The sequence below is a fragment of the Yersinia frederiksenii ATCC 33641 genome (genome assembly GCF_000754805.1).
GTDB classification, from domain to species: Bacteria; Pseudomonadota; Gammaproteobacteria; order Enterobacterales; family Enterobacteriaceae; genus Yersinia; species Yersinia frederiksenii.
Map to the genome: position 1 here is coordinate 2,099,934 of NZ_KN150731.1, position 25,451 is coordinate 2,125,384.

Sequence of the window (25,451 nt, forward strand, 5' to 3'; positions counted from 1 at the left end):
GGCTTGTCATTATTACTCGTGCGTTATGACATTGGGGATGGTGTCATCCTTACGTAACGTCATTATTTCGCAGCCGCTCTCGGTTACCACAATAGTATGCTCATACTGCGCCGACAAGCTGCGATCTTTAGTTTTTACCGTCCAGCCATCTTTCATGGTGCGGATGCGGTAATCACCGGCATTAACCATAGGTTCAATCGTGAAGGCCATACCGGCTTGCAGAACAACACCGCCGTCATCAGCATCGTAGTGCAGAACTTGAGGTTCTTCATGGAAACCTTCGCCAATACCGTGACCGCAATATTCACGCACCACGGAGAAGTTCTCTGCTTCGACAAACTTCTGGATAGCTTTACCCAGCGTACGCAGGCGGATACCCGGTTTGACCATTTTGATCGCCAGATACAGGCTTTCTTGCGTCACGCGGCACAAACGTTCGCCCAAAATTGTCGGCTTGCCGACAATAAACATTTTTGAGGTATCGCCGTGGAAGCCATCTTTAATCACGGTAACGTCAATATTGACGATATCGCCATCTTTCAGCACTTTCTCATCACTTGGAATGCCGTGGCAGATAACTTCATTGACTGAAATACAGACTGACTTTGGAAAACCGTGATAGCCCAGACACGCAGAAATCGCCTGCTGGTGGTTAGTGATATGGTCGTGACAAATACGATCAAGCTCACCGGTACTAATTCCCGGTTTTACGTGAGGTTCAATGATTTCCAGCACTTCAGCAGCCAAGCGGCCAGCAACGCGCATTTTTTGAATATCTTCAGGTGTTTTGATTGAGATTGCCATGCAAAAGTGTCCGTAGGGGCTGTAAATCTCTAGCCGCCGTTATTAATTAAATGCAGAAAATGAGCAGGTAAATATCGATTAATAAAAAATCTGTCCACAATGGTACCAGCCCTGCAATTTGCTGCCAAACTTTCGTTTGCAGTGACGACATTAAATGCAACAAAAGTTGGTGTGTTGTGGCTGTTTATGGTATAAAGCGCGCCGGCGAACCGTACTCTGTACTCGTGACAAATGCGTTGTTTAGCTGAGTAATACCAATCGCACTCATATGTGTAAATAACACACACGTGTCGACACATACGCCGGGGTGCCCTAAAGTTTTTGATTATTATCAATCGCTTATGGGGTCGGCGTTATGGGACACGTGGAGGCATAACCCCAACTGATACTATAGAGGTTTTAATCATGGCAACTGTTTCCATGCGCGACATGCTCCAGGCCGGTGTTCACTTCGGTCACCAGACCCGTTACTGGAACCCGAAAATGAAGCCTTTCATCTTCGGCGCACGTAACAAAGTTCACATCATCAACCTGGAAAAAACTGTACCACTGTTCAACGAAGCTCTGGCTGAATTGAAAAAGATCTCTTCCCGTAAAGGTAAGATCTTGTTCGTTGGTACTAAACGCGCAGCAAGCGAAGCGGTAAAAGAAGCTGCCAACAACTGCGACCAGTTCTTCGTGAACCATCGCTGGTTGGGCGGGATGCTGACTAACTGGAAAACTGTTCGTCAGTCCATCAAACGTTTGAAAGATTTGGAAATCCAGTCTCAAGACGGCACCTTTGACAAGCTGACCAAAAAAGAAGCGCTGATGCGTACTCGTGAACTGAACAAGCTGGAAAACAGCCTGGGCGGTATCAAAGACATGGGCGGCTTACCAGACGCACTGTTTGTTGTTGATGCTGATCACGAACACATCGCTATCAAAGAAGCTAACAACCTGGGTATCCCGGTATTCTCTATCGTTGATACTAACTCCGATCCAGATGGCGTTGACTTCATCATCCCAGGTAACGATGACGCAATCCGTGCAGTTAAACTGTACCTGAGCGCTGTTGCTACCGCCGTCAATGAAGGTCGTTCTCAAGATCTGGCCGTTCAAGCGGAAGAAAGCTTCGTAGAAGCTGAATAATAAGTCAGGCTCGGTGTGAGCCCTTATTAACCAGGTATTGAAATATGTTGGTTAGGGGGCCTTTTATAGGCCCCCTTTGCGTATCTAATGTGAGATCTTGTTTTCACAAGAGAACCGAGGAAATTGAAATGGTTGCTATTACCGCTGCTTTGGTAAAAGAACTGCGTGAGCGTACTGCTGCAGGCATGATGGAATGTAAAAAGGCGTTGGTTGAAGCTAACGGCGACATCGAGCTTGCCATCGACAATATGCGTAAATCTGGTCAGGCTAAAGCTGCTAAGAAAGCAGGTCGTATCGCTGCTGAAGGTATCATCCTGGCTAAAGTTTCAGCTGACGGCAAATTCGGTGTGATTCTGGAACTGAACTGCGAAACTGACTTCGTTGCTAAAGATGCTGGCTTCAAAGCATTCGGCGAAGAAGTTATCAACGCAGCTCTGGCTGACAAAATCGCTGATATCGACGTTCTGAAAGCTAAGTTTGAAGAACAACGCGCTAACCTGGTTGCTAAAATCGGTGAGAACATCAATATCCGTCGTATTGCTGCTCTGGAAGGCGATATTCTGGGTACTTACCTGCACGGCGCACGTATCGGTGTTATGGTTGCGGCAACTGGCGCTGATGAAGAGCTGGTTAAGCACATTGCTATGCACATCGCTGCAAGCAAGCCTGAATACGTTAAGCCAGAAGATGTTCCTGCTGAAGTTGTTGCTCGCGAGCACCAAATCCAGTTGGATATCGCTATCGAATCCGGCAAGCCACGTGAAATTGCTGAGAAGATGGTTGAAGGTCGTATGCGTAAGTTCACCGGCGAAGTTTCTCTGACTGGTCAGAACTTCGTTATGGACCCAAGCAAAACTGTTGGCGATCTGTTGAAAGAGAACAAAGCTGACGTTGTAAACTTCATCCGCTTCGAAGTGGGCGAAGGCATTGAGAAAGTTGAGACTGACTTTGCTGCTGAAGTTGCAGCGATGAGCAAACAGTCTTAATGCTAAAAATGGGGCCGCCAATAGGCGGTTCCATTTTATCTACCCAATACCCGTCGATCTTCAAGTTACAGGTGTGTTGACTGCCTTCGTTCACCTCAGTCCCTTACTGATGTAAGCTCCTGAGGACTCGCTCAGTTGTCGTCCTCCTGAAACTCGAATTATTTAGGGTATAATCTTAGTCCGGTCAGTTTTCAACGCAAAATATGGCTTTGAAGTTCTGACGGTCAAGTCTCCAATATTTTTACTGCTGCTTAGGACAGAACACCATGGCAACCAATGCAAAACCCGTATATCAGCGTATCCTGCTTAAGCTTAGTGGCGAAGCCTTGCAAGGCGCAGAAGGTTTTGGTATCGACGCAAGCGTTTTGGATCGCATGGCTCAAGAAGTTAAAGAGCTGGTCGAATTGGGCATTCAGGTCGGTGTGGTCATTGGCGGTGGTAACTTATTCCGCGGTGCCGGTTTAGCACAGGCAGGGATGAACCGTGTAGTGGGCGACCACATGGGAATGCTGGCTACCGTAATGAACGGCCTGGCAATGCGAGATGCACTGCACCGTGCCTATGTGAACGCCCGCCTGATGTCTGCTATTCCACTTAATGGTGTGTGTGATAATTACAGCTGGGCTGAAGCAATCAGCCTGCTGCGTCACAACCGAGTGGTGATCTTTGCTGCGGGTACAGGTAACCCATTCTTCACCACGGATTCTGCGGCTTGTTTGCGCGGCATCGAGATTGAAGCTGATGTTGTGTTGAAAGCAACAAAAGTCGATGGGGTTTACTCTGCAGATCCGGTGAAAAATCCTGACGCGACATTGTACGAACAGTTAACCTATCAAGACGTTTTAGAGCGTGAGTTGAAAGTTATGGATCTGGCGGCCTTCACTTTGGCCCGTGACCACAACTTGCCAATTCGGGTCTTCAACATGAATAAACCTGGTGCTCTGCGTCGTGTGGTGATGGGTGAGAATGAAGGGACGTTGATCACTAAAGAAGTGACAGCGGTAGCTAAATAAGCGACTTCCCGTACTGTCAGGGGCATCTGGATTGATCTTTTGCCCCTTTAGCCAGCAACTGTTGGTTTGTATATTCACCGGCTATACTTAAGTTATGGCCTGACAAGTAACCAGTTTTCAAGGGTTCACAACGTGATTAACGAAATTAGAAAAGATACCGAAGTACGCATGGAGAAATGCTTAGAAGTCTTCCAGAGTCATATTAGTAAGATTCGTACTGGTCGCGCTTCTCCAAGCATCCTTGATGGCATTCAGGTTGAGTATTATGGCACTGCTACGCCATTGCGCCAGTTGGCTAACATCATTGTTGAAGACTCCCGTACTCTGGCGTTGACTGTTTTTGACCGCAGCCTGAGCGCCGCCGTTGAGAAAGCAATCATGACCTCAGATTTAGGTCTGAATCCTTCTTCTGCAGGGACTGTTATCCGTGTTCCGCTGCCAGCATTGACTGAAGAGCGCCGTAAAGACTTGATTAAAGTTGTGCGCGCAGAAGCAGAGCAGGGCCGCGTCTCAATTCGCAACGTGCGCCGTGATGCAAACGAAAAAGTGAAAGCGTTGTTGAAAGATAAAGAGATCAGCGAAGACGAAGATCGCCGTTCTCAAGATGAGATACAAAAGCTGACCGATGCTTTCATCAAGAAAGTTGATGCGGCCTTGGCTGCGAAAGAAACCGAGTTGATGGATTTCTAATCCTCATTCGTAATGGCAGAGCGTCGCTTCGGCGGCGCTTTGTTTTTAGTCGGTTTAATGTTTTATTAGGCTGATGCTTTATTGGCTAAATATCTTATTAAAACAATAGATTATCGGCGCAATAAGCTTATTGACAATAAAGCGCCATACAATTGGGTTTGAGGATAAAAGTTTATCGCCTGTTGTACAGGTCGGTCGATGCCTCGCCTATCATAAAAACAGTTATTCAGAGCACTCTCATGAAGCAACTGACTATTCTTGGTTCTACTGGTTCCATCGGCAACAGCACCTTGGGTGTTGTACGCACGAATCCCGAATTATTCAAAGTAACTGCGCTGGTGGCTGGCCGCAATGTCGAACAGATGGCCCAGCAATGCCTTGAGTTCTCTCCCCGCTATGCAGCAATGTCAGATGAAGAATCGGCGGCAGCATTACGTCGGTTATTAGCTGAGCATGGTTCTCAAACTGAAGTTTATTCAGGCGAAAAGGCGGCCTGTGAATTAGCCGCTTTAGATGATGTCGACCAGGTAATGGCGGCCATTGTGGGTGTGGCAGGGTTACCTTCTACATTAGCGGCTATCCGTAAAGGCAAGCAGGTATTGCTGGCTAATAAAGAATCGCTAATTACCTGTGGCAAGCTCTTTATGGATGAAGTGAAGCACAGCCACGCACAGTTACTCCCCATCGATAGCGAACATAATGCTATTTTTCAGAGTTTACCTGAAAACGTTCAGCGCCAATTAGGCTATTCTTCTTTGAGTGAGCATGGTGTCTCCCGCATTATTTTAACTGGCTCTGGTGGCCCACTGCGAGAAACCCCGTTATCACAATTTGCTGATGTCACACCGGACCAAGCTTGTGCACATCCCAACTGGTCTATGGGGCGTAAAATTTCAGTCGACTCAGCGACTATGATGAATAAAGGGCTGGAGTATATCGAGGCTCGCTGGCTATTTAATGCCAGCGCGGAGCAGATAGAAGTGATTTTGCATCCTCAATCTGTCATTCACTCGATGGTCCGCTATCATGATGGGAGTGTATTGGCACAAATGGGCGCTCCAGATATGCGCACACCTATTGCGCACGCGATGGCGTACCCGATGCGAGTTAACTCCGGTGTCGCTCCCTTGGATTTTTGCAAGATTCGTGAATTGACCTTTGGTGACCCGGACTATCAACGTTATCCATGTTTGAAACTGGCCATTGATGCATCTAACGCAGGGCAGGCTGCGACGACAGCGCTCAATGCAGCAAATGAAATTTCTGTGATGGCATTCTTGGATTCGATAATTCGTTTCACTGACATTGCAGCAATCAATCGTACTGTTGTAGAGCATTTATCGTTGCAAGAACCAACCAGTGTGGACGAGGTGCTGGTGATTGACCGCCAGGCACGTGATATGGCAACGAAAGCAATAGCAAAATTGAATAATTAAAAGCCTTATCTACTGATGTGGGAATTTGTTAGGGCAGGGCTGAGATGGTATAGTCAGCATTATCAATGGATGGATAGACCATTGATTAGTGGCCCAATAGGTATTTAAACCGTCTATTTTGGCTGTCACTTGAGAAGCCGTGACTTGGTACACGGCTTTTTTTGTGCGCTTACTGCCTAATGTTCGGGACGAACAATTGATTTATTGAGGAAATGAGTTCGCATTATGTCGTCTGTAAATGAAGATAGGGCTAACTTGTCCCCCCTGACTCCGCGTCATGTTGCTATTATTATGGACGGCAATGGGCGTTGGGCTAAAAATCGGGGGAAATTAAGGGTTTTCGGTCATAAAGCAGGGGTGAAGTCGGTTCGCCGTGCCGTGAGTTTTGCCGCTTCTCATCAATTAGACGCACTCACGCTTTATGCTTTCAGCAGTGAAAACTGGAACCGCCCTGCTCAAGAAGTCAGCGCTCTGATGGAGCTTTTTGTTCGAGCGCTGGACAGCGAAGTAAAAAGTCTGCATAAACATAATGTTCGTTTATCAGTTATTGGTGATATCAGTCGATTTAGTGAACGTTTGCAACAACGGATCCGTCGCTCAGAAGAGTTAACTGCAGATAATGACGGTCTGAAGCTGAACATTGCTGCCAATTATGGTGGCCGTTGGGATATTATTCAGGGAATGCGTCACTTAGCTGAGCAGGTACAGCTAGGCGAGTTGCAACCCGCAGATATCAGTGAAGAATCGCTAAACTCGCATATCTGCCTGCATGAGCAATCTGAGGTAGATTTAGTGATCAGAACCGGTGGTGAACATCGCATCAGTAATTTCTTGTTGTGGCAAATTGCCTATGCTGAACTTTACTTTACTGATGTACTCTGGCCTGATTTTGATGAACATGTCTTTGAAGGTGCGCTGAATGCATTTGCACAACGCGAGCGTCGCTTCGGGGGAACTACACCTATCGATGCCACTGCATCCTAGGGGGAACTTTTGCTGAAGTATCGTCTCATAACTGCTTTGATTTTGATTCCGGTTGTCATTGGTGCACTGTTCCTGCTTCCGCCGGTTGGTTTTGCTATTGTTACTCTCGTTGTCTGCATGCTTGCAGCCTGGGAGTGGGGGCAATTAGCCGGGTTTGCCAGTCGTTCTCAGCGTATTTGGTTAGCCATACTCTGTGGTTTTCTTCTTGTTTTGATGCTGCTTAGTCTCCCCGCTTATCAGCATTCAGCGCATCTCCCACAAGTGAGTGTGCCACTCTGGCTCTCTATGGGCTGGTGGATGACTGCATTGATGTTGGTGCTGACTTATCCACGTTCAGCGGCGTTCTGGCGCGACTCTCGCCTCTTGCGTATAATTTTCGGCATTCTGACGATTGTCCCGTTCTTCTGGGGCATGGTTGCGCTGCGTCAGTATGGCTATGAACAGAACCATAATATCGGTGCCTGGTGGTTACTGTATGTGATGCTCTTGGTGTGGGGGGCTGATTCCGGTGCTTATATGTTCGGAAAACTGTTCGGTAAACACAAATTAGCGCCTAAAGTCTCGCCAGGTAAAACCTGGGAGGGATTAATTGGCGGTTTACTGACATCAGCTCTGATATCATGGTTGTTTGGTCGATACGCTCCGTTGGATATCATCCCGGAAAAGCTGTTAATCTGTTCCGTGGTTGCTGCATTGGCCTCGGTACTCGGCGATTTGACCGAAAGTATGTTTAAACGTGAAGCGGGAATCAAAGACAGTGGTCATTTGATTCCTGGTCATGGTGGGATACTGGATCGTATCGATAGCCTGACCGCAGCTGTGCCGGTATTTGCCTGCTTAATGCTGTTAGTGTTTTAATCCGTCACTGACGGGGAGTTTAGGGAATATGATGAGCATACTCTGGAGCCTGGCCGCGTTTATTATCGCACTGGGGATCTTAATTACAGTGCATGAGTTCGGTCACTTTTGGGTGGCTCGGCGCTGTGGTGTCCGTGTTGAGCGCTTTTCGGTCGGTTTTGGTAAAGCGCTATGGCGTCGGACTGATCGCCTGGGTACCGAGTATGTTATCGCCCTTATTCCATTGGGTGGCTACGTTAAAATGTTGGATGAGCGGGTAGAGGCTGTCGCGCCAGAATTCCGCCATCAATCCTTTAACAACAAAACTGTTTTACAACGCGCGGCAATCGTCAGCGCGGGTCCTATTGCCAACTTCCTTTTTGCGGTAATTGCATACTGGCTAGTGTTTATCATTGGTGTGCCAAGTGTACGCCCGGTTGTGGGGGATATTTCACCACAATCCATTGCTGCACAAGCCAATATTTCTCCGGGAATGGAACTTAAGTCTGTAGATGGTATCGAAACGCCTGACTGGGATTCTGTTCGTTTGGCATTAATCAGTAAAATTGGCGATAAGCAAACACAAGTTGGTGTTGCGCCATTTGGTTCTACCAATGTGGTGCAAAAAACCTTGGATTTGCAACAGTGGCAATTTGAACCAGATAAACAAGATCCTGTCGTAGCATTGGGTATTATTCCTCGTGGACCGCAGATTGAATCCGTTCTGGCTGAAGTCCAATCAGGGTCAGCGGCAGAAAGAGCGGGTTTACAAGCGGGGGATAGGATAGTTAAAGTTGGTGGCCAGTTATTGGACCGCTGGCAAACATTTGTTTTACAAGTTCGAGATAACCCCGGTAAAGCACTGGTGTTAGATATTGAAAGGGGAGGTACCCCCTTGTCTTTAACCTTGATACCAGATACAAAATCGGTTGGAGAAAACCGCAGTGAAGGTTTTGCGGGTGTAGTGCCGAAAGTTATACCGCTTCCGGATGAATATAGAACGATTCGCCAATATGGTCCGTTTACGGCATTCTACCAAGCTGGGGATAAAACCTGGCAGTTGATGCGGTTGACGGTAAGCATGTTGGGTAAACTGATTACTGGTGATGTTAAGCTGAATAACTTGAGTGGCCCGATATCTATTGCACAAGGTGCTGGGGTTTCAGCTGAGTACGGATTGGTATATTACCTGATGTTTTTGGCGCTAATCAGTGTCAATTTGGGCATTATCAATTTGTTCCCGTTACCGGTGTTAGATGGTGGACATCTGCTCTTCCTGGCGATAGAAAAGCTGAAGGGTGGGCCGGTTTCTGAGCGAGTACAAGACTTCAGTTATCGCATCGGCTCGGTTTTGCTGGTGCTATTAATGGGGCTTGCACTTTTCAATGATTTCTCCCGTCTTTAACGGCTGGGGATAGGTTAGGAAGAACGCATAACAACGATGGCGATGAAAAAGTTGCTCATAGCGTCGCTGCTGTTTGGCAGCGCCACCGTATACGGTGCAGACGGGTTCGTAGTGAAAGATATTCATTTCGAAGGCCTGCAACGGGTCGCCGTCGGTGCGGCGTTACTTAATATGCCGGTTCGCGTAGGCGATACCGTCAGTGATGATGACATCGGTAATACTATCCGTGCGTTGTTTGCTACAGGCAACTTCGAGGACGTTCGTGTCCTGCGCGATGGTGATACGCTGATTGTTCAAGTCAAAGAACGCCCAACGATTGCCAGCATCACTTTCTCCGGTAATAAAGCGGTGAAAGATGACATGCTTAAGCAGAATCTGGAGGCCTCTGGCGTCCGGGTTGGCGAAGCCCTGGACCGTACCACTATATCCAACATTGAAAAAGGACTCGAAGACTTCTACTACAGTGTGGGTAAATACAGCGCTTCAGTGAAAGCTGTTGTTACGCCACTACCACGTAATCGTGTCGATCTCAAACTGGTCTTTACTGAAGGTGTGTCTGCAAAAATTCAGCAGATCAACATCGTAGGTAACCACAGTTTCACCACTGATGAACTTATCTCGCGCTTCCAATTGCGTGATGAAGTGCCATGGTGGAACGTTGTTGGTGATCGCAAATATCAGAAGCAGAAACTGGCCGGTGACCTTGAAACTTTGCGCAGTTTCTATCTGGACCGTGGTTATGCCCGCTTTAATATCGATTCGACTCAAGTGAGCCTGACGCCAGATAAAAAAGGCATCTACATCACAATCAATATTACTGAAGGCAATCAATACAAGCTTAACAGTGTGGTCGTGAGTGGCAATCTTGCTGGTCACCAATCTGCAGCCGATAAGCTGGTCCAGATTGAGCCGGGTGAATTGTTTAACGGCAGCAAAGTCACACGCATGGAAGAAGACATCAAGAAGATGTTGGGCCGCTATGGCTACGCTTACCCACGTGTGGTATCTCAACCTGAAATTAACGACGCTGATAAAACAGTTAAACTGCATATCAATGTAGATGCGGGTAACCGTTTCTATGTTCGTAATGTTCGTTTCGAAGGCAATGACACCAGTAAAGATTCCGTATTGCGCCGTGAAATGCGCCAGATGGAAGGTGCATGGCTGGGTAATGATCAGGTCGAAGCCGGTAAAGAACGGTTGAACCGTTTGGGCTATTTCGAAACCGTTGATGTTGAAACTCAGCGTGTTCCGGGAACAGCTGATCAGGTTGATGTGACTTATAAAGTTAAAGAACGAAACACAGGTAGCCTGAACTTTGGTATCGGTTACGGTACTGAAAGCGGTGTAAGCTTCCAGGTTGGCGTTCAGCAAGATAACTGGTTGGGTACCGGTAATACCGTTGGGCTTAACGGCACAAAGAATGATTACCAGACTTATGCTGAGTTTACCTTAACTGACCCTTACTTCACTGTTGATGGTGTAAGTCTGGGCGGGCGTATCTTCTATAATGACTTTAAAGCAGATAATGCAGACCTGTCTGGCTATACCAACAGCAGCTACGGTGTTGACGGTACTTTAGGCTTCCCTATCAATGAAAATAACTCATTGCGTGTTGGCTTAGGTTACGTCCATAACGACCTGTCTGATATGGAACCGCAAGTCGCGATGTGGCGCTATCTGGATTCAGTAGGCCAACGACCAGGCTATACTGGTCGTGAAGGCTTTACTACAGATGACTTTACGCTGAACCTGGGTTGGACATATAACAACCTTGACCGTGGTTTCTTCCCAACTTCGGGTGTGAAATCATCGGTGAATACGAAAGTTACCGTGCCAGGCTCTGATAATGAGTTCTACAAGGTGACATTCGATACATCAGCATATCGGCCATTGGATGAAGATCGTTCATGGGTGCTCTTGGGCCGTGGTCGCTTGGGTTATGGCGGCGGTATCGGTTCGAAAGAGATGCCATTCTACGAGAACTTCTATGCAGGCGGTTCCAGCTCTGTTCGTGGCTTCCGATCGAATAACATTGGTCCAAAAGCTGCGTATTATGCCAATAATGGGGCTACAGTTAATAATTCTACCGATGCAGTTGGTGGTAACGCGATGGCGGTGGCCAGTTTAGAACTGATTACACCAACACCGTTTATTAGTGAGAAATACTCAAACTCTGTACGGACCTCATTCTTCATTGATTCCGGTACGGTATGGGATACTAATTGGGAAAATACCGCAGAGACACGTGCTGCAGGTATACCTGATTACAGTAAAGCCAGTAATATTCGTGTGTCTGCCGGTGTGTCCTTACAATGGATGTCTCCATTGGGGCCATTAGTGTTCTCATATGCTAAACCGGTTAAAGATTACGAAGGTGATAAGTCAGAGCAATTCCAGTTTAACATTGGTAAAACTTGGTAATTGATTGGCGAAGTAGTACTGAATTTTAAAGACAGCACTGGTAGTTGAAATACCCTAAAGTAGCGTCAGCTTTGACTGGCGCTATGCTAGGGATTATTCAGTATTAAGTGCACTTCAAGGTGTCTCTGACACAAACGGGTAATGGTAAGGAGTTTATAGTGAAAAAGTGGTTGTGTGCCGCAGGTCTAGGTTTAGCATTGGCTGCTTCAGCCAGCGTTCAAGCCGCTGACAAAATTGCTATTGTTAACGTTTCCAGCATTTTCCAACAATTACCTGCGCGTGAAACCGTAGCTAAGCAGCTGGAGAATGAATTCAAAGGCCGTGCAACCGAACTGCAAGGAATGGAGCGCGATCTGCAGACTAAAATGCAGAAGCTGCAACGTGACGGTTCTACCATGAAAGCCAGCGATCGTACCAAGCTGGAAAACGACGTAATGAAACAGCGTGAAACTTTCTCTACCAAAGCCCAGGCTTTTGAGCAAGACAATCGCCGTCGTCAGATGGAAGAACGTAACAAAATTCTGAGCCGTATTCAGGATGCTGTTAAGCTTGTTGCCAGCAAAGGCGGTTATGACGTAGTGATCGATGCAAATGCTGTTGCATATGCAGACTCTTCTAAAGATATCACTGCTGACGTGCTGAAACAGGTTAAATAAAACATGCCTTCAATTCGACTGGCTGATTTAGCCCAGCAGTTGGATGCACAGGTGCACGGTGATGGCGATCTCGTCATCACCGGCATCGCTTCTATGCATTCTGCCGAGCCTTCGCAAATCACATTTTTGTCAAACAGCCGCTATCAGGAACAACTCGCTACCTGCAATGCAGGGGCTGTGGTGTTGACTGAGGCAGATTTGCCATTTTGTAAGTCTGCGGCTTTAGTCGTTAAAAATCCTTATTTAACCTATGCGCGCATGGCTCAGATAATGGATACCACTCCTCAACCGGCACAAGATATTGCCCCAAGTGCGGTAGTTTCTGCGCAGGCAACGCTGGGAGAGAAGGTTTCTATTGGTGCAAATGCAGTGATAGAGTCCGGTGTTGTGCTGGGCGATAACGTTGTTATCGGTGCTGGCTGCTTTATTGGTAAGAATACTCACATTGGTGCAGGTAGCCGTTTGTGGGCCAATGTCTCCGTTTATCATGAAGTTGTGATTGGACAAAACTGTCTGATTCAATCCGGTACGGTCATTGGTGCAGATGGTTTTGGCTATGCAAATGATCGTGGTAACTGGATAAAAATTCCCCAGCTAGGTTCTGTACATATTGGCGATCGTGTTGAGATTGGTGCCTGTACAACGATTGACCGTGGGGCATTGGATAACACGATTATTGGTAATGGCGTGATCATTGATAACCAATGTCAGATTGCACATAACGTTGTGATTGGCGACAATACCGCAGTTGCGGGTGGTGTTATCATGGCAGGCAGTCTGAAAGTCGGACGCTATTGTATGATAGGCGGTGCCAGTGTGATCAATGGTCACATGGAGATTTGTGACAAAGTTACAATCACCGGGATGGGAATGGTGATGCGTCCAATCACTGAACCTGGGTTATACTCCTCCGGAATTCCGCTACAACCGAACAAAGTTTGGCGCAAGACAGCTGCTTTAGTGATGAATATTGATGGGATTAATAAACGCTTAAAAGCTATTGAGCGCAAAATCGATAAAGAATAATCACTTTAGCCCGAAACTCTGAGCAAATAATCAAACTTATTGGTAGTGAATACCAAAAGTAAGTGTAAAGAGTTCATAATTTGCGGCCTGCCTAATGCCTCCTTATTTGGGGCTGTGCAGGCCGTGTTGTTGATAGCATCAGTTTTTAGACAGGAAGAGTATTTTGACTACTGACACTCATACTCTGCATATCGAAGAGATTTTGGATCTACTCCCGCACCGTTTTCCGTTTTTGCTGGTAGATCGCGTCCTCGACTTTGAGGAAGGCAAATTTCTACGTGCAGTGAAGAACGTCTCTTTCAACGAGCCATTTTTTCAAGGCCACTTTCCAGGTAAGCCAATCTTCCCTGGTGTATTGATATTGGAAGCGATGGCTCAGGCTACCGGGATCTTGGCATTTAAGAGCCGTGGTAAACTTGAACCAGGTGAGCTTTATTATTTTGCTGGTATTGATGAAGCCCGCTTCAAGCGCCCAGTAGTGCCTGGCGATCAAATGATCATGGAAGTTGAGTTTGTCAAAGAACGCCGTGGTCTGACTCGCTTTACTGGTGTTGCAAAAGTTGATGGTGAAATTGTTTGTACAGCAACCATGATGTGTGCTCGTAGCAAACCGGCAACAGCGCCAGTAGAGGCAGCAGTTGTAAAGCCTGACGTTAAGGAGTCCTGATACGTGATTGACAAAACCGCCGTTATCCATCCAAGTTCTATCGTCGAAGAAGGTGCCATTATTGGTGCCGGCGTTCATATTGGCCCCTTCTGTTTCGTCGGATCCCAGGTGGAAATCGGCGCTGGCACGGAACTGAAATCCCATGTCGTCGTTAATGGAATAACAAAAATTGGCTGTGATAATCAGATTTATCAGTTTGCTTCGATTGGTGAAGCTAACCAAGATCTGAAATATGCAGGTGAGCCTACTCGCGTCGAGATCGGCGATCGTAACCGTATCCGCGAAAGTGTTTCTATCCACCGTGGCACAGTCCAAGGTGGTGGGTTAACCAAAGTAGGCAGCGATAATTTACTCATGATTAATGCCCATATAGCCCATGATTGCATCATTGGCAGTCGTTGTATTCTTGCAAACAATGCAACGTTGGGTGGGCATGTAGAAATTGACGATTATGCCATTATTGGCGGTATGACGGCAGTTCACCAATTCTGCGTGATCGGCGCGCATGTCATGGTGGGCGGTTGTTCAGGTGTTGCTCAAGACGTGCCTCCTTTTGTCATCGCTCAAGGCAACCACGCGACACCATTTGGTATTAATATCGAAGGGTTGAAGCGCCGTGGCTTCGACAAAGAATCACTTCATGCTATCCGCAATGCATACAAACTGTTGTATCGCAGTGGCCGGACTCTGGACGAAGTTAAGCCAGAAATTGCCGAACTGGCGAAGCAACACCCGGCGGTTCAGGCATTCAGTGATTTCTTTGAACGTTCGACTCGCGGCATTATTCGCTGACCTATGCAAAATAGCCCATTATCTGTTGATCGTCCGTCAAGCAGCGGGCGTCCTTTAACTATTGGTTTAGTCGCTGGAGAAACATCTGGCGACATCTTAGGTGCAGGGTTAATTCGTGCACTGAAAGCTCAGGTTCCTGACGCGCGCTTTGTTGGTGTGGCAGGTCCTCTGATGCAAGCTGAAGGATGTGAAGCCTGGTTTGAGATGGAGGAATTGGCAGTAATGGGGGTTGTTGAGGTTTTAGAGCGCCTGCCACGACTGTTGAAAATTCGAAAAGAGCTGACTCAGCGTTTCAGTGAGCTCTCTCCGGATGTTTTTGTCGGTATCGATGCTCCTGATTTCAATATTACCCTTGAAGGGCGTTTGAAACAGCGCGGTATTCGAACCATTCATTATGTCAGCCCATCTGTTTGGGCCTGGCGGCAAAAACGTGTTTTCAAAATTGGTAAAGCGACCGATATGGTGCTGGCTTTTCTTCCTTTTGAAAAAGCGTTTTACGATCGTTTTAATGTTCCCTGCCGTTTTATCGGCCATACCATGGCGGATGCCATGCCGTTAGCTCCCGATAAACAAGCGGCGAGAGCAGAACTTGGCATTGCAGCAAACACACCTTGTTTAGCCTTGCTACCCGGTAGTCGCCATTCTGAAGTAGAAATGCTCAGTGGCGATTTTCTGCGTACAGCAGCCATCTTAAAGCAACAAATACCGGAATTGACCGTGCTGGTTCCGCTGGTTAACAGCAAGCGGCGCGAACAGTTTGAGCGAATTAAAGCTGAAGTTGCCCCCGACTTATCAGTACATTTATTGGATGGTAATGCCCGTTTGGCAATGATTGCCAGCGACGCGACGCTGTTGGCTTCTGGTACTGCGGCATTAGAGTGCATGTTGGCTAAATGTCCGATGGTGGTCGGTTATCGTATGAAACCATTCACATTCTGGTTGGCCCAGAAGTTGGTCAAGACGCCTTATGTCTCGTTACCTAATTTATTAGCTGGTGAAGAGCTGGTGACTGAGCTGTTACAGCACGAATGTCAGCCACAAAAATTAGCCGATGCGCTATTGCCGTTGCTGCAAGGTGGGGAAGCTGTTGAAGCCTTAAAAGCACATTTTCTGATTTTACATCAGAGCATCCGCTGTGGTGCGGATGAGCAAGCAGCACAGGCTGTATTGGAGTTAGCCGGACGATGACTGATATTTTTATTTACCCACAGGCCAATCTGATTGCGGGCGTGGATGAAGTAGGTCGCGGCCCGTTAGTGGGTGCGGTTGTCACTGCGGCGGTTATTCTTGATCCTAAACGGCCAATAGTCGGTTTAGCTGATTCTAAGAAACTGAGTGAAAAACGACGTTTGTCACTTTATGACGAAATTACTGACAAGGCACTGTCATGGAGCCTTGGCCGCGCAGAGCCAGAAGAGATTGACCACCTTAATATCTTGCACGCAACAATGCTTGCCATGCAGAGGGCGGTTGCTGGGCTGCATATTGTCCCTGATTATGTCTTGATTGATGGCAATCGTTGCCCGAAACTGGCCATGCCGTCACTGGCTGTTGTCAAAGGTGATAGCCGGGTTGCCGAGATTAGCGCTGCCTCCATTCTGGCTAAAGTGACGCGTGACCGTGAAATGACTGAGCTTGATCTTCATTTCCCTGAATATGGTTTCGCTCAGCATAAAGGCTATCCAACCCCTGTCCATTTAGAAACGTTGGCAGCCTTCGGTGCTACTGAGCACCACCGGCGCAGTTTTGGCCCGGTAAAACGTGTGCTAGGTTTGGTGTAAACCATTTTGGTACCAACCACTTTTGTGCCAATAACGAAGTAACATCCATAACATATGGATATGATTCTTCGGCAATAAATTGCTGGAGATATAACTCAATCCACTAATTTCTGGTATCTGGATATGGCCGAACCTCGTTTTGTCCACCTGCGTGTTCACAGCGATTACTCCATGATCGATGGATTAGCCAAGATTGGACCCTTGGTGAAGAGAGCTGCTGCGTTGGGCATGCCCGCTCTGGCCATTACCGATTTTACCAACCTGTGTGGCTTGGTAAAATTCTACGGTAGCGCCCATAGTGCTGGGATCAAACCCATCATTGGCGCAGATTTCTATGTGCAAAGCGAAATCTTGGGTGATGAGTTAGCTCACCTGACGGTTTTGGCACGCAATAATGAAGGTTACCAAAACCTGACTTTACTGATATCTGAAGCTTATCAACGTGGCTATGGCGCTGCTGGCCCTATTATTGATCGTGATTGGTTAATTAATCATAAAGAAGGGCTGATTCTCCTGTCCGGTGGCCGGATGGGGGATGTTGGTAAGTTTATCTTGCGAGGTAATCAGGTTCAGGTTGATCAGTGCCTCGAGTTTTATCAAGAACATTTCCCTAATAGTTACTATCTGGAGCTAATCCGTACTGGCCGCCCGGATGAAGAAAACTACCTGCATGCCGCAGTAGCGCTGGCTACCGAGCGTGGTTTGCCCGTGGTGGCGACCAATGATGTGCGTTTTATCGATGAGTCAGATTTTGATGCGCACGAGATTCGTGTTGCTATCCATGACGGTTTTACACTAGTTGATCCTAAACGGCCCAAGAACTATAGCCCTCAGCAATTTATGCGTGACGAAGAGCAGATGTGTGAACTGTTTGCCGACATTCCTGAGGCGCTGATCAACAGTGTTGAGATAGCCAAACGTTGTAATGTGACCATCCGGCTGGGGGAGTATTTTTTACCTCAGTTCCCGACTGGCGATATGAGTACCGAAGACTTTCTGGTTGAAAAGTCTAAACAAGGTTTAGAAGAGCGACTGGAGTTTTTGTTCCCAGACCCTGAAGTTCGAGCACAAAAGCGGCCCGAATATGATGAACGTTTGGAAATCGAACTGAAAGTTATCAACCAGATGGGCTTCCCTGGTTACTTCTTGATAGTTATGGAATTTATCCAGTGGTCAAAAGATAACGGTGTGCCGGTAGGCCCAGGACGAGGCTCAGGTGCGGGTTCTCTGGTAGCCTATGCACTGAAGATTACTGACCTTGACCCACTGGAATTTGACCTTCTGTTTGAACGTTTTCTTAACCCTGAACGTGTATCAATGCCCGACTTCGACGTTGACTTCTGCATGGAGAAACGCGACCTGGTGATTGAACACGTCGCGGACATGTATGGCCGTGATGCGGTTTCTCAGATTATTACCTTCGGTACCATGGCTGCCAAAGCGGTGATCCGTGATGTGGGGCGTGTACTGGGTCACCCTTATGGTTTTGTTGATCGCATCTCTAAATTAGTCCCGCCTGATCCGGGCATGACGTTGGAGAAAGCCTTCGCCGCAGAACCGCAACTGCCAGAAATCTATGAGGCAGATGAAGAGGTTAGGGCGCTGATTGATATGGCGCGTAAGCTGGAAGGGGTAACACGTAACGCCGGTAAACATGCTGGTGGGGTAGTTATCGCACCAACCAAAATCACTGATTTTGCTCCACTTTATTGTGATGCCGAAGGGAAAAACCCGGTCACCCAATTCGATAAAAACGATGTGGAATATGCCGGGTTAGTGAAGTTCGACTTCCTTGGTTTGCGAACGCTTACTATCATTAACTGGGCGCTGGAGATGATTAACGCCCGGCGCGCCAAAACCGGTTTAGAGCCCATTGATATTGCTTCTATTCCGTTGGATGATAAAAAAAGCTTCGATATGCTGCAACGTTCGGAAACGACCGCCGTGTTCCAGCTTGAATCCCGAGGCATGAAAGATCTGATCAAGCGGCTGAAACCTGACTGCTTCGAAGATATGATTGCGTTGGTGGCACTGTTCCGCCCTGGTCCATTGCAATCAGGGATGGTTGATAACTTTATCGACCGTAAACATGGCCGTGAAGCTATCTCTTATCCCGATATTGAATGGCAGCATGAATCTCTAAAACCGGTGCTTGAACCAACTTATGGCATTATCTTGTATCAAGAACAGGTGATGCAGATTGCTCAGGTTCTGTCTGGTTATTCACTCGGCGGCGCAGACATGTTGCGGCGTGCGATGGGTAAGAAGAACCCGGCAGAGATGGCCAAACAGCGCTCGGTGTTTGAAGATGGGGCCAAAAGTCAGGGCGTTGATGGTGAACTGGCGATTAAGATCTTTGACTTGGTAGAGAAATTTGCCGGTTATGGTTTTAACAAGTCCCACTCCGCCGCTTATGCTTTGGTTTCTTACCAAACATTGTGGTTGAAAGCGCATTATCCGGCTGAATTTATGGCGGCGGTAATGACCGCTGATATGGATAACACCGATAAAGTCGTTGGCCTGGTCGACGAGTGCTGGCGCATGGGGCTGAAAATCTTACCTCCTGATATCAACAGTGGCCTGTATCATTTCCATGTAAATGATGACGGTGAAATTGTTTATGGTATTGGTGCCATCAAAGGTGTGGGTGAGGGGCCGATTGAGGCGATGCTGGAGGCTCGTAAAGAGGGGGGGTATTTCAAAGAGTTATTTGATCTATGTGCCAGAGTCGATACTAAAAAACTCAATCGTCGGATTTTAGAAAAGCTTATTATGTCCGGTGCCTTCGACCGTCTGGGGCCACACCGTGCCGCATTAATGAGTTCGTTGGGCGAAGCATTAAAAGCTGCGGACCAACATGCCAAGGCAGAAGCTATTGGTCAGGTAGATATGTTTGGTGTATTGGCAGATGCACCTGAGCAGGTTGAGCAATCTTATGCTAATGTGCCGCCGTGGCAGGAACAAATTGTTTTAGACGGTGAGCGGGAAACGCTGGGGCTGTACCTGACCGGCCACCCGATTACCCAATATCTTAAGGAAATAGAACGTTATGCCGGCGGGCTGCGTTTGAAAGATATGCATCCGACGGATCGGGGCAAAATGACCATGGCAGCGGGGCTGGTTATCGCTGCCAGGGTTATGGTGACAAAACGCGGAAATCGTATTGGCATTTGTACTTTGGATGACCGCTCTGGGCGTCTGGAGGTGATGTTATTCACCGATGCGTTGGAAAAATATCAGCATTTGTTGGAAAAAGACCGTATCCTGATAGCCACTGGACAGGTCAGCTTTGATGACTTTAGTGGTGGACTTAAAATGACCGCCCGTGAGTTAATGGACATCAGTGAAGCTCGTGAAAAATATGCCCGTGGGCTTGCTATATCGCTGACTGACAGGCAAATTGATGACCAGCTTTTGAACCGTCTCCGTCAATCGTTGGAACCCCATCGAGCGGGGACGATCCCAGTGCATCTTTATTACCAACGGGAAGATGCTCGCGCCCGGCTGCGGTTTGGAGCCACATGGCGCGTGACGCCCACCGATCGCTTATTGATAGATTTGCGAACGTTGGTAGGTAATGAGCAGGTGGAACTGGAATTTGACTAAAATAGGAATGCTATGAGTCTGAATTTTCTTGATTTTGAACAGCCGATTGCAGAGCTGGAAGCGAAAATTGACTCGCTGACCGCAGTCAGCCGTCAAGACGAAAAATTAGATATTAATCTGGACGAAGAGGTTCAGCGTCTACGTGAGAAAAGTGTCGAACTGACGCGGAAGATATTCTCGGATCTTGGCGCATGGCAAATTGCCCAATTGGCACGCCATCCTGGTCGCCCTTACACCCTGGATTATATCGCTAATATCTTTACCGATTTCGAAGAGCTGGCAGGTGATCGTGCTTATGCCGACGATAAAGCTATCGTTGGTGGTATCGCACGTCTGGATGGTCGTCCGGTGATGATCATTGGTCATCAAAAAGGCCGTGACACCAAAGAGAAGATCCGCCGTAACTTTGGTATGCCAGCACCAGAAGGTTATCGTAAAGCATTGCGTCTGATGGAAATGGCCGAGCGTTTTAAGCTGCCGATCATTACTTTCATTGATACGCCAGGGGCTTATCCTGGTGTGGGTGCTGAAGAACGTGGTCAATCTGAAGCCATCGCGCGTAACTTGCGCGAAATGTCGCGCCTGAATGTACCTATCGTTTGTACCGTCATTGGTGAAGGTGGCTCCGGTGGTGCATTGGCAATCGGTGTTGGCGATAAAGTGAATATGCTGCAATACAGCACTTATTCTGTTATCTCTCCGGAAGGTTGCGCTTCTATCTTGTGGAAAAGTGCAGATAAAGCACCATTAGCTGCAGAAGCTATGGGTATTACCGCCCATCGGCTGAAAGAACTGAAAATGATCGACTCGGTGATCCCTGAGCCGTTAGGTGGTGCACATCGCGATTACACTGCGATTGCGGCTTCACTGAAAGCACAGCTTCTGGCGGATCTCAGTGATTTAGACGTTCTGAACAATGAAGAGCTACTGAATCGCCGTTATCAGCGTCTGATGAATTACGGTTATTGCTGAGTAATAGTGTCCAGATTGTTGGTCATCTAAGTTAGCTATTGAAATCCGGTGCATATATTATGTACCGGATTTTTGTTTATAAATGTCTCGTTAATCCTGCCAAGCTCATCTCACGATGTTATATCTGCACAACGTTTAGCAATAACGATAAATAACAGAGCAGTATTATTTAATTATCATGCTGCCAATCGAGTATTTATCTCAAAGTAATGCCTAGCCTCATAATTTTCAGGTAAAAGGTACCCTAGGTGGAATTTTCATGTTGTTATAGATGATTAGTGAACAATTTGAGGATTCACCAATGAATATCATCGCCATCATGGGGCCAATGGGGGTCTACTATAAAGATGAACCTATTCGCGAGTTGAATGATGCTCTGCTCAACAGAGGTTTCCAGCTGATTTATCCCAAGGATCATGGCGATCTACTCAAACTGATCGAGCACAATGCACGGATTATTGGTGTTATTTTTGATTGGGATCAGCACAGTACAGAGCTGTGTGCTGAAATTAACGAGCTAAACGAATATCTTCCTCTCTATGCCTTCATCAATACGACATCTTCACTCGATGTGAGTTTGAATGAAATGCGCATGGCTCTTTATTTCTTTGAATATGCTCTGAATGCTGCAGAAGATATTGCACAGCATATTGAACAATATACGACAGAGTATATGGATAGCATTACTCCGCCTTTAACTAAGGCACTATTTAATTATGTCAAAGAAGGGAAATATACCTTTTGTACACCAGGGCATATGGCAGGAACGGCCTTCCAAAAAAGCCCAATAGGTAGCTTGTTCTATGATTTTTTTGGTGCCAATACCCTCAAAGCGGATATTTCAATATCAGTCACTGAATTGGGATCATTATTAGATCATAGCGGGCCGCATCTGGAAGCTGAAGAGTATATTGCCCGCACTTTCAATGCTGAACAGAGTTATATGGTGACGAATGGCACATCGACGGCAAATAAAATTATCGGTATGTACTCATCCCCTGCAGGTAGCACGGTATTAATAGATCGTAATTGCCATAAGTCTCTGACGCATCTTCTAATGATGAGCGATATTATTCCGCTCTATTTACATCCTGCTCGTAATGCATATGGCATTTTAGGCGGCATACCGCAGCGTGAATTTACCAGAGAGTCTATTGCAGAGAAAGTTGCACAAACTAACAATGCCGACTGGCCGGTACATGCGGTCATTACCAACTCGACCTATGATGGTTTGCTCTATAATACGGACTATATTAAGAAAGTACTGGATGTGCCTTCCATTCATTTTGACTCGGCGTGGGTTCCTTATACTAACTTTCATGAGATCTATGAGGGAAAAAGTGGCATGAGTGGGGAGCGGATTGCAGGGAAAGTATTTTATGAAACGCAATCGACGCATAAATTACTGGCCGCATTCTCTCAAGCTTCGATGATTCACATTAAAGGTGATTACAATGAAGGCACTTTTAATGAAGCTTATATGATGCATACCACCACCTCACCAAATTACAGTATCGTCGCCTCAATGGAGACTGCGGCAGCAATGATGCGGGGCAAGCCGGGTCGACGGATGATTATGCGTTCCATCGAACGGGCGATGCATTTCCGTAAAGAGGTACGACGTTTACGCTCGGAATGCGATAACTGGTTTTTTGATGTTTGGCAACCTGAGGCCATTGACGAAATCGCCTGTTGGCCACTACAGCCGGGGCAGAAGTGGCATGGTTTTAGCAATGTAGATGCAGATCATATGTATCTGGATCCTATCAAAGTGACTATCTTGACGCCGGGGATGAGCCCTGAAGGTGAACTTGAAGATGAGGGGATCCCTGCCGCGTTGGTCGCTAAATTTTTAGATGAGCGCGGTATCGTGGTAGAAAAAACCGGCCCATATAATTTACTGTTCTTATTCAGTATTGGTATTGATAAAACCAAGGCAATGAGTTTACTACGTGGATTGACCGAGTTTAAACGTGCTTTTGATCTTAATTTGCGAGTTAAAAATATGCTTCCGGATCTGTTTGCTGTGGATCCGGACTTTTACCGCCATATGCGCATCCAGGATCTGGCGGCCGGTATCCATCAACTGATCCGCCAGCATGATTTGCCTCGCCTGATGCGCCAGTCATTTGATGTGCTGCCAGAGATGAAACTCACGCCGTATAATATGTTCCAGCAACAGATCCGCGGTAATATAGTCGCTTGCGATATGGCCGATTTGATTGGCAAAGTGGTCGCTAATATGATCTTACCTTATCCACCAGGAGTGCCGCTGGTGATGCCCGGCGAAATGATTACTGAGAAGAGCCGGGCAGTATTGGATTTCCTACTGTTGCTGGGGGCTATTGGCGAACATTACCCCGGATTTGAGACAGATATCCATGGTGCCAAACGCAGCGATGATGGGCGTTATTGGGTCAATGTACTGAAAATTAACTAGGCTAAAACACATGCTGGCAATACGTCAGGTTCATCATATTGCGATAATTGGTTCAGATTATCAGGCAAGTAAGAAATTTTACTGCGAGGTATTGGGTTTTAGCCTAATGAGTGAAGTCTATCGTGAAGCTCGAGACTCATGGAAAGCTGATCTTGCGCTAAATGGACAATATCTTATTGAGTTATTCTCTTTTCCTGCCCCGACACCACGACCTAGCCGCCCGGAAGCTTGTGGTTTACGACACCTGGCTTTTCAGGTTGATGATATTGAGCTGGCGGTCCGGGAACTTGAGGCTGCTGGGGTAATTTGCGAAGCGATTCGCATTGATCCCTATACCGAATCACGTTTTACTTTCTTTAATGACCCAGATGGTTTACCTCTGGAGCTCTATGAATTGATACCGGAATAATATGAACACCACTTCCTCGGCACCCAATGTTTTGCTTAACCCGTTATTCGCGCAATTGGGCGAACAGCGGCGGGTATTAGTTGGGTTCAGTGGTGGTTTGGATTCCAGCGTACTGCTGCATTTATTAGTTTGCCTGCGTGATCAACTTATTCCTGAGTTGAAGATTCGCGCCATTCATATTCACCACGGACTAAATCCACAGGCTGATAGCTGGGTAATGCATTGCCAGCAGCAATGTAAACAATGGAGAATTCCGTTAGAAGTGGTGCGAGTGAGTATTGACGCTCGTCACTCTGGTATTGAAGCCGCTGCCAGAACCGCCCGTTATCAGGCATTCTCTTCACATTTAGCGGCTGATGAAGTGCTACTTACCGCCCAACACCTGGATGATCAGTGTGAAACCTTCTTATTAGCACTCAAACGTGGCAGCGGCCCTGCGGGTTTATCTGCGATGGCGGCTAAAATGCCTTTTGCGCACAGCCAGCTACTGCGGCCACTACTGGCATTCTCGCGCGAAATACTAGAAAACTATGCTCGAGCACAGCAGCTACAGTGGATTGAAGACGACAGTAATCAAGATGATCGCTTTGATCGCAATTTCCTGCGATTAAAAGTCTTACCTTTGCTCAATCAGCGCTGGCCGCACTTTGCTCAAGCCACGGCGCGTAGTGCCAGTTTGTGTGCTGAGCAGGAGCAATTGCTGGATGAGTTACTAGCCGATAATTTACAGCAGCTACAAAATCCTGAAGGCGCGTTATCTATTGCTGGCTTATTACTTGCTTCGGAAGCTAAGCGTGCGGCACTGTTACGGCGTTGGCTGGCTGGATGTGGTGCTTCAATGCCGTCGCAGAGCCAACTGCAACGTTTATGGCTGGAGGTTGCCATGGCCAGAGCGGATGCCGAACCTCAACTGATTATCGGGTCACATCAGGTTCGCCGCTTTCGGCAATATTTATATCTATTACCACCGCTGGCAGAGATAAGAGCACCGCATCTGACTTGGGCTACTGTTCTGGCGGCCCCAGACAAAACTGCAACAGTACCGGAACCCTTGGTTTTACCTGCCAATCTTGGTGTGTTGAGTTTTGTTGCTGATGGCGGGCAAGCTGTTAGAGCTGCCGCTATTGGTGAAGAAATAAATATACGTTTTGGTTTGCAAGGGGAGATAAAAATTGTTGGGCGGCAACATTCGCGCCATAGCAAGAAGATATGGCAGGAATTGGGCATTCCCCCTTGGCTGCGGGAACGTATTCCACTGCTGTACTTTGGCGAGCAATTAATTGCGGCTGCGGGTGTCTTTGTCACGCAGGCGGGTCAGGCTAATGAAGGTGAGCTATGCTGGCATCTGGATTGGAACACTGCGGTATTAAAAAATAAAAATAGTTAATGTGA

The 25,451-nt window shown here is 47.2% G+C and carries 21 protein-coding genes; 20 read left to right on the forward strand and 1 reads right to left on the reverse strand.

Annotation, left to right across the window (positions count from 1 at the left end):
* Positions 1-12 precede the first annotated feature (12 nt).
* Complete coding sequence (gene map / locus DJ58_RS12460; protein WP_004706705.1) at positions 13-804, reverse strand: type I methionyl aminopeptidase; 792 nt, start codon at positions 802-804, stop codon at positions 13-15.
* Positions 805-1,209: 405 nt separating this feature from the next.
* Here map and rpsB point away from each other — a divergent pair, with 405 nt between their 5' ends.
* From rpsB to tilS, 20 genes are all read left to right on the forward strand, one after another.
* A complete protein-coding gene (gene rpsB, locus DJ58_RS12455; RefSeq protein WP_004706703.1) occupies positions 1,210-1,935 on the forward strand; it encodes a 30S ribosomal protein S2 in 726 nt (241 codons plus the stop codon).
* A gap of 128 nt (positions 1,936-2,063) precedes the next feature.
* The gene (gene tsf / locus DJ58_RS12450; protein ID WP_004706702.1) at positions 2,064-2,921 is read left to right on the forward strand and encodes a translation elongation factor Ts; all 858 of its coding nucleotides are present in this window, start codon (positions 2,064-2,066) and stop codon (positions 2,919-2,921) included.
* 266 nt (positions 2,922-3,187) lie between these two features.
* Positions 3,188-3,934, forward strand: coding sequence for a UMP kinase (pyrH, locus tag DJ58_RS12445; protein WP_004706701.1), 747 nt, complete (start codon positions 3,188-3,190; stop codon positions 3,932-3,934).
* A 132-nt stretch (positions 3,935-4,066) separates the two neighbouring features.
* Entirely contained in the window at positions 4,067-4,624 is a 558-nt protein-coding gene (gene frr, locus DJ58_RS12440; protein WP_004706700.1) for a ribosome recycling factor, read from the forward strand.
* A 239-nt stretch (positions 4,625-4,863) separates the two neighbouring features.
* Positions 4,864-6,060, forward strand: a complete 1,197-nt coding sequence (gene ispC / locus DJ58_RS12435; protein ID WP_004706699.1) for a 1-deoxy-D-xylulose-5-phosphate reductoisomerase — start codon at positions 4,864-4,866, stop codon at positions 6,058-6,060.
* A 225-nt stretch (positions 6,061-6,285) separates the two neighbouring features.
* Positions 6,286-7,044 carry a (2E,6E)-farnesyl-diphosphate-specific ditrans,polycis-undecaprenyl-diphosphate synthase gene (gene ispU, locus DJ58_RS12430; protein ID WP_032910243.1) on the forward strand — a complete coding sequence of 253 codons (759 nt, stop codon included), beginning with the start codon at positions 6,286-6,288 and terminating at the stop codon, positions 7,042-7,044.
* A gap of 9 nt (positions 7,045-7,053) precedes the next feature.
* On the forward strand, positions 7,054-7,902 hold the full coding sequence (cdsA, locus tag DJ58_RS12425) for a phosphatidate cytidylyltransferase (RefSeq protein ID WP_032910242.1): 849 nt from the start codon (positions 7,054-7,056) through the stop codon (positions 7,900-7,902).
* Positions 7,903-7,930: 28 nt separating this feature from the next.
* Positions 7,931-9,286, forward strand: coding sequence for a sigma E protease regulator RseP (gene rseP, locus DJ58_RS12420; protein ID WP_004706696.1), 1,356 nt, complete (start codon positions 7,931-7,933; stop codon positions 9,284-9,286).
* Between the two features lie 36 nt (positions 9,287-9,322).
* Positions 9,323-11,710, forward strand: coding sequence for an outer membrane protein assembly factor BamA (gene bamA / locus DJ58_RS12415; protein ID WP_004706695.1), 2,388 nt, complete (start codon positions 9,323-9,325; stop codon positions 11,708-11,710).
* Between the two features lie 158 nt (positions 11,711-11,868).
* Positions 11,869-12,366, forward strand: coding sequence for a molecular chaperone Skp (gene skp, locus DJ58_RS12410; RefSeq protein ID WP_032910241.1), 498 nt, complete (start codon positions 11,869-11,871; stop codon positions 12,364-12,366).
* 3 nt (positions 12,367-12,369) lie between these two features.
* On the forward strand, positions 12,370-13,392 hold the full coding sequence (lpxD, locus tag DJ58_RS12405) for a UDP-3-O-(3-hydroxymyristoyl)glucosamine N-acyltransferase (protein ID WP_004706693.1): 1,023 nt from the start codon (positions 12,370-12,372) through the stop codon (positions 13,390-13,392).
* A gap of 163 nt (positions 13,393-13,555) precedes the next feature.
* Entirely contained in the window at positions 13,556-14,059 is a 504-nt protein-coding gene (gene fabZ / locus DJ58_RS12400) for a 3-hydroxyacyl-ACP dehydratase FabZ (RefSeq protein WP_032910240.1), read from the forward strand.
* A 3-nt stretch (positions 14,060-14,062) separates the two neighbouring features.
* Complete coding sequence (gene lpxA / locus DJ58_RS12395) at positions 14,063-14,851, forward strand: acyl-ACP--UDP-N-acetylglucosamine O-acyltransferase (RefSeq protein ID WP_004706691.1); 789 nt, start codon at positions 14,063-14,065, stop codon at positions 14,849-14,851.
* A 3-nt stretch (positions 14,852-14,854) separates the two neighbouring features.
* Positions 14,855-16,039, forward strand: a complete 1,185-nt coding sequence (lpxB, locus tag DJ58_RS12390) for a lipid-A-disaccharide synthase (protein WP_004706690.1) — start codon at positions 14,855-14,857, stop codon at positions 16,037-16,039.
* Positions 16,036-16,632: a ribonuclease HII gene (rnhB, locus tag DJ58_RS12385; RefSeq protein WP_032910239.1), complete on the forward strand. Its 597-nt coding sequence runs from the start codon at positions 16,036-16,038 to the stop codon at positions 16,630-16,632. The genes lpxB and rnhB overlap by 4 nt, the downstream gene beginning before the upstream one ends.
* A gap of 123 nt (positions 16,633-16,755) precedes the next feature.
* Positions 16,756-20,238, forward strand: a complete 3,483-nt coding sequence (gene dnaE, locus DJ58_RS12380; RefSeq protein ID WP_004706688.1) for a DNA polymerase III subunit alpha — start codon at positions 16,756-16,758, stop codon at positions 20,236-20,238.
* A 12-nt stretch (positions 20,239-20,250) separates the two neighbouring features.
* Positions 20,251-21,210, forward strand: a complete 960-nt coding sequence (gene accA, locus DJ58_RS12375) for an acetyl-CoA carboxylase carboxyl transferase subunit alpha (protein ID WP_004706687.1) — start codon at positions 20,251-20,253, stop codon at positions 21,208-21,210.
* Positions 21,211-21,511: 301 nt separating this feature from the next.
* Entirely contained in the window at positions 21,512-23,650 is a 2,139-nt protein-coding gene (locus DJ58_RS12370) for a lysine decarboxylase LdcC (protein ID WP_032910237.1), read from the forward strand.
* Between the two features lie 10 nt (positions 23,651-23,660).
* Positions 23,661-24,059, forward strand: a complete 399-nt coding sequence (locus DJ58_RS12365; RefSeq protein ID WP_004706685.1) for a VOC family protein — start codon at positions 23,661-23,663, stop codon at positions 24,057-24,059.
* Between the two features lies 1 nt (position 24,060).
* A complete protein-coding gene (gene tilS / locus DJ58_RS12360) occupies positions 24,061-25,446 on the forward strand; it encodes a tRNA lysidine(34) synthetase TilS (protein ID WP_004706684.1) in 1,386 nt (461 codons plus the stop codon).
* Positions 25,447-25,451: the final 5 nt, after the last annotated feature.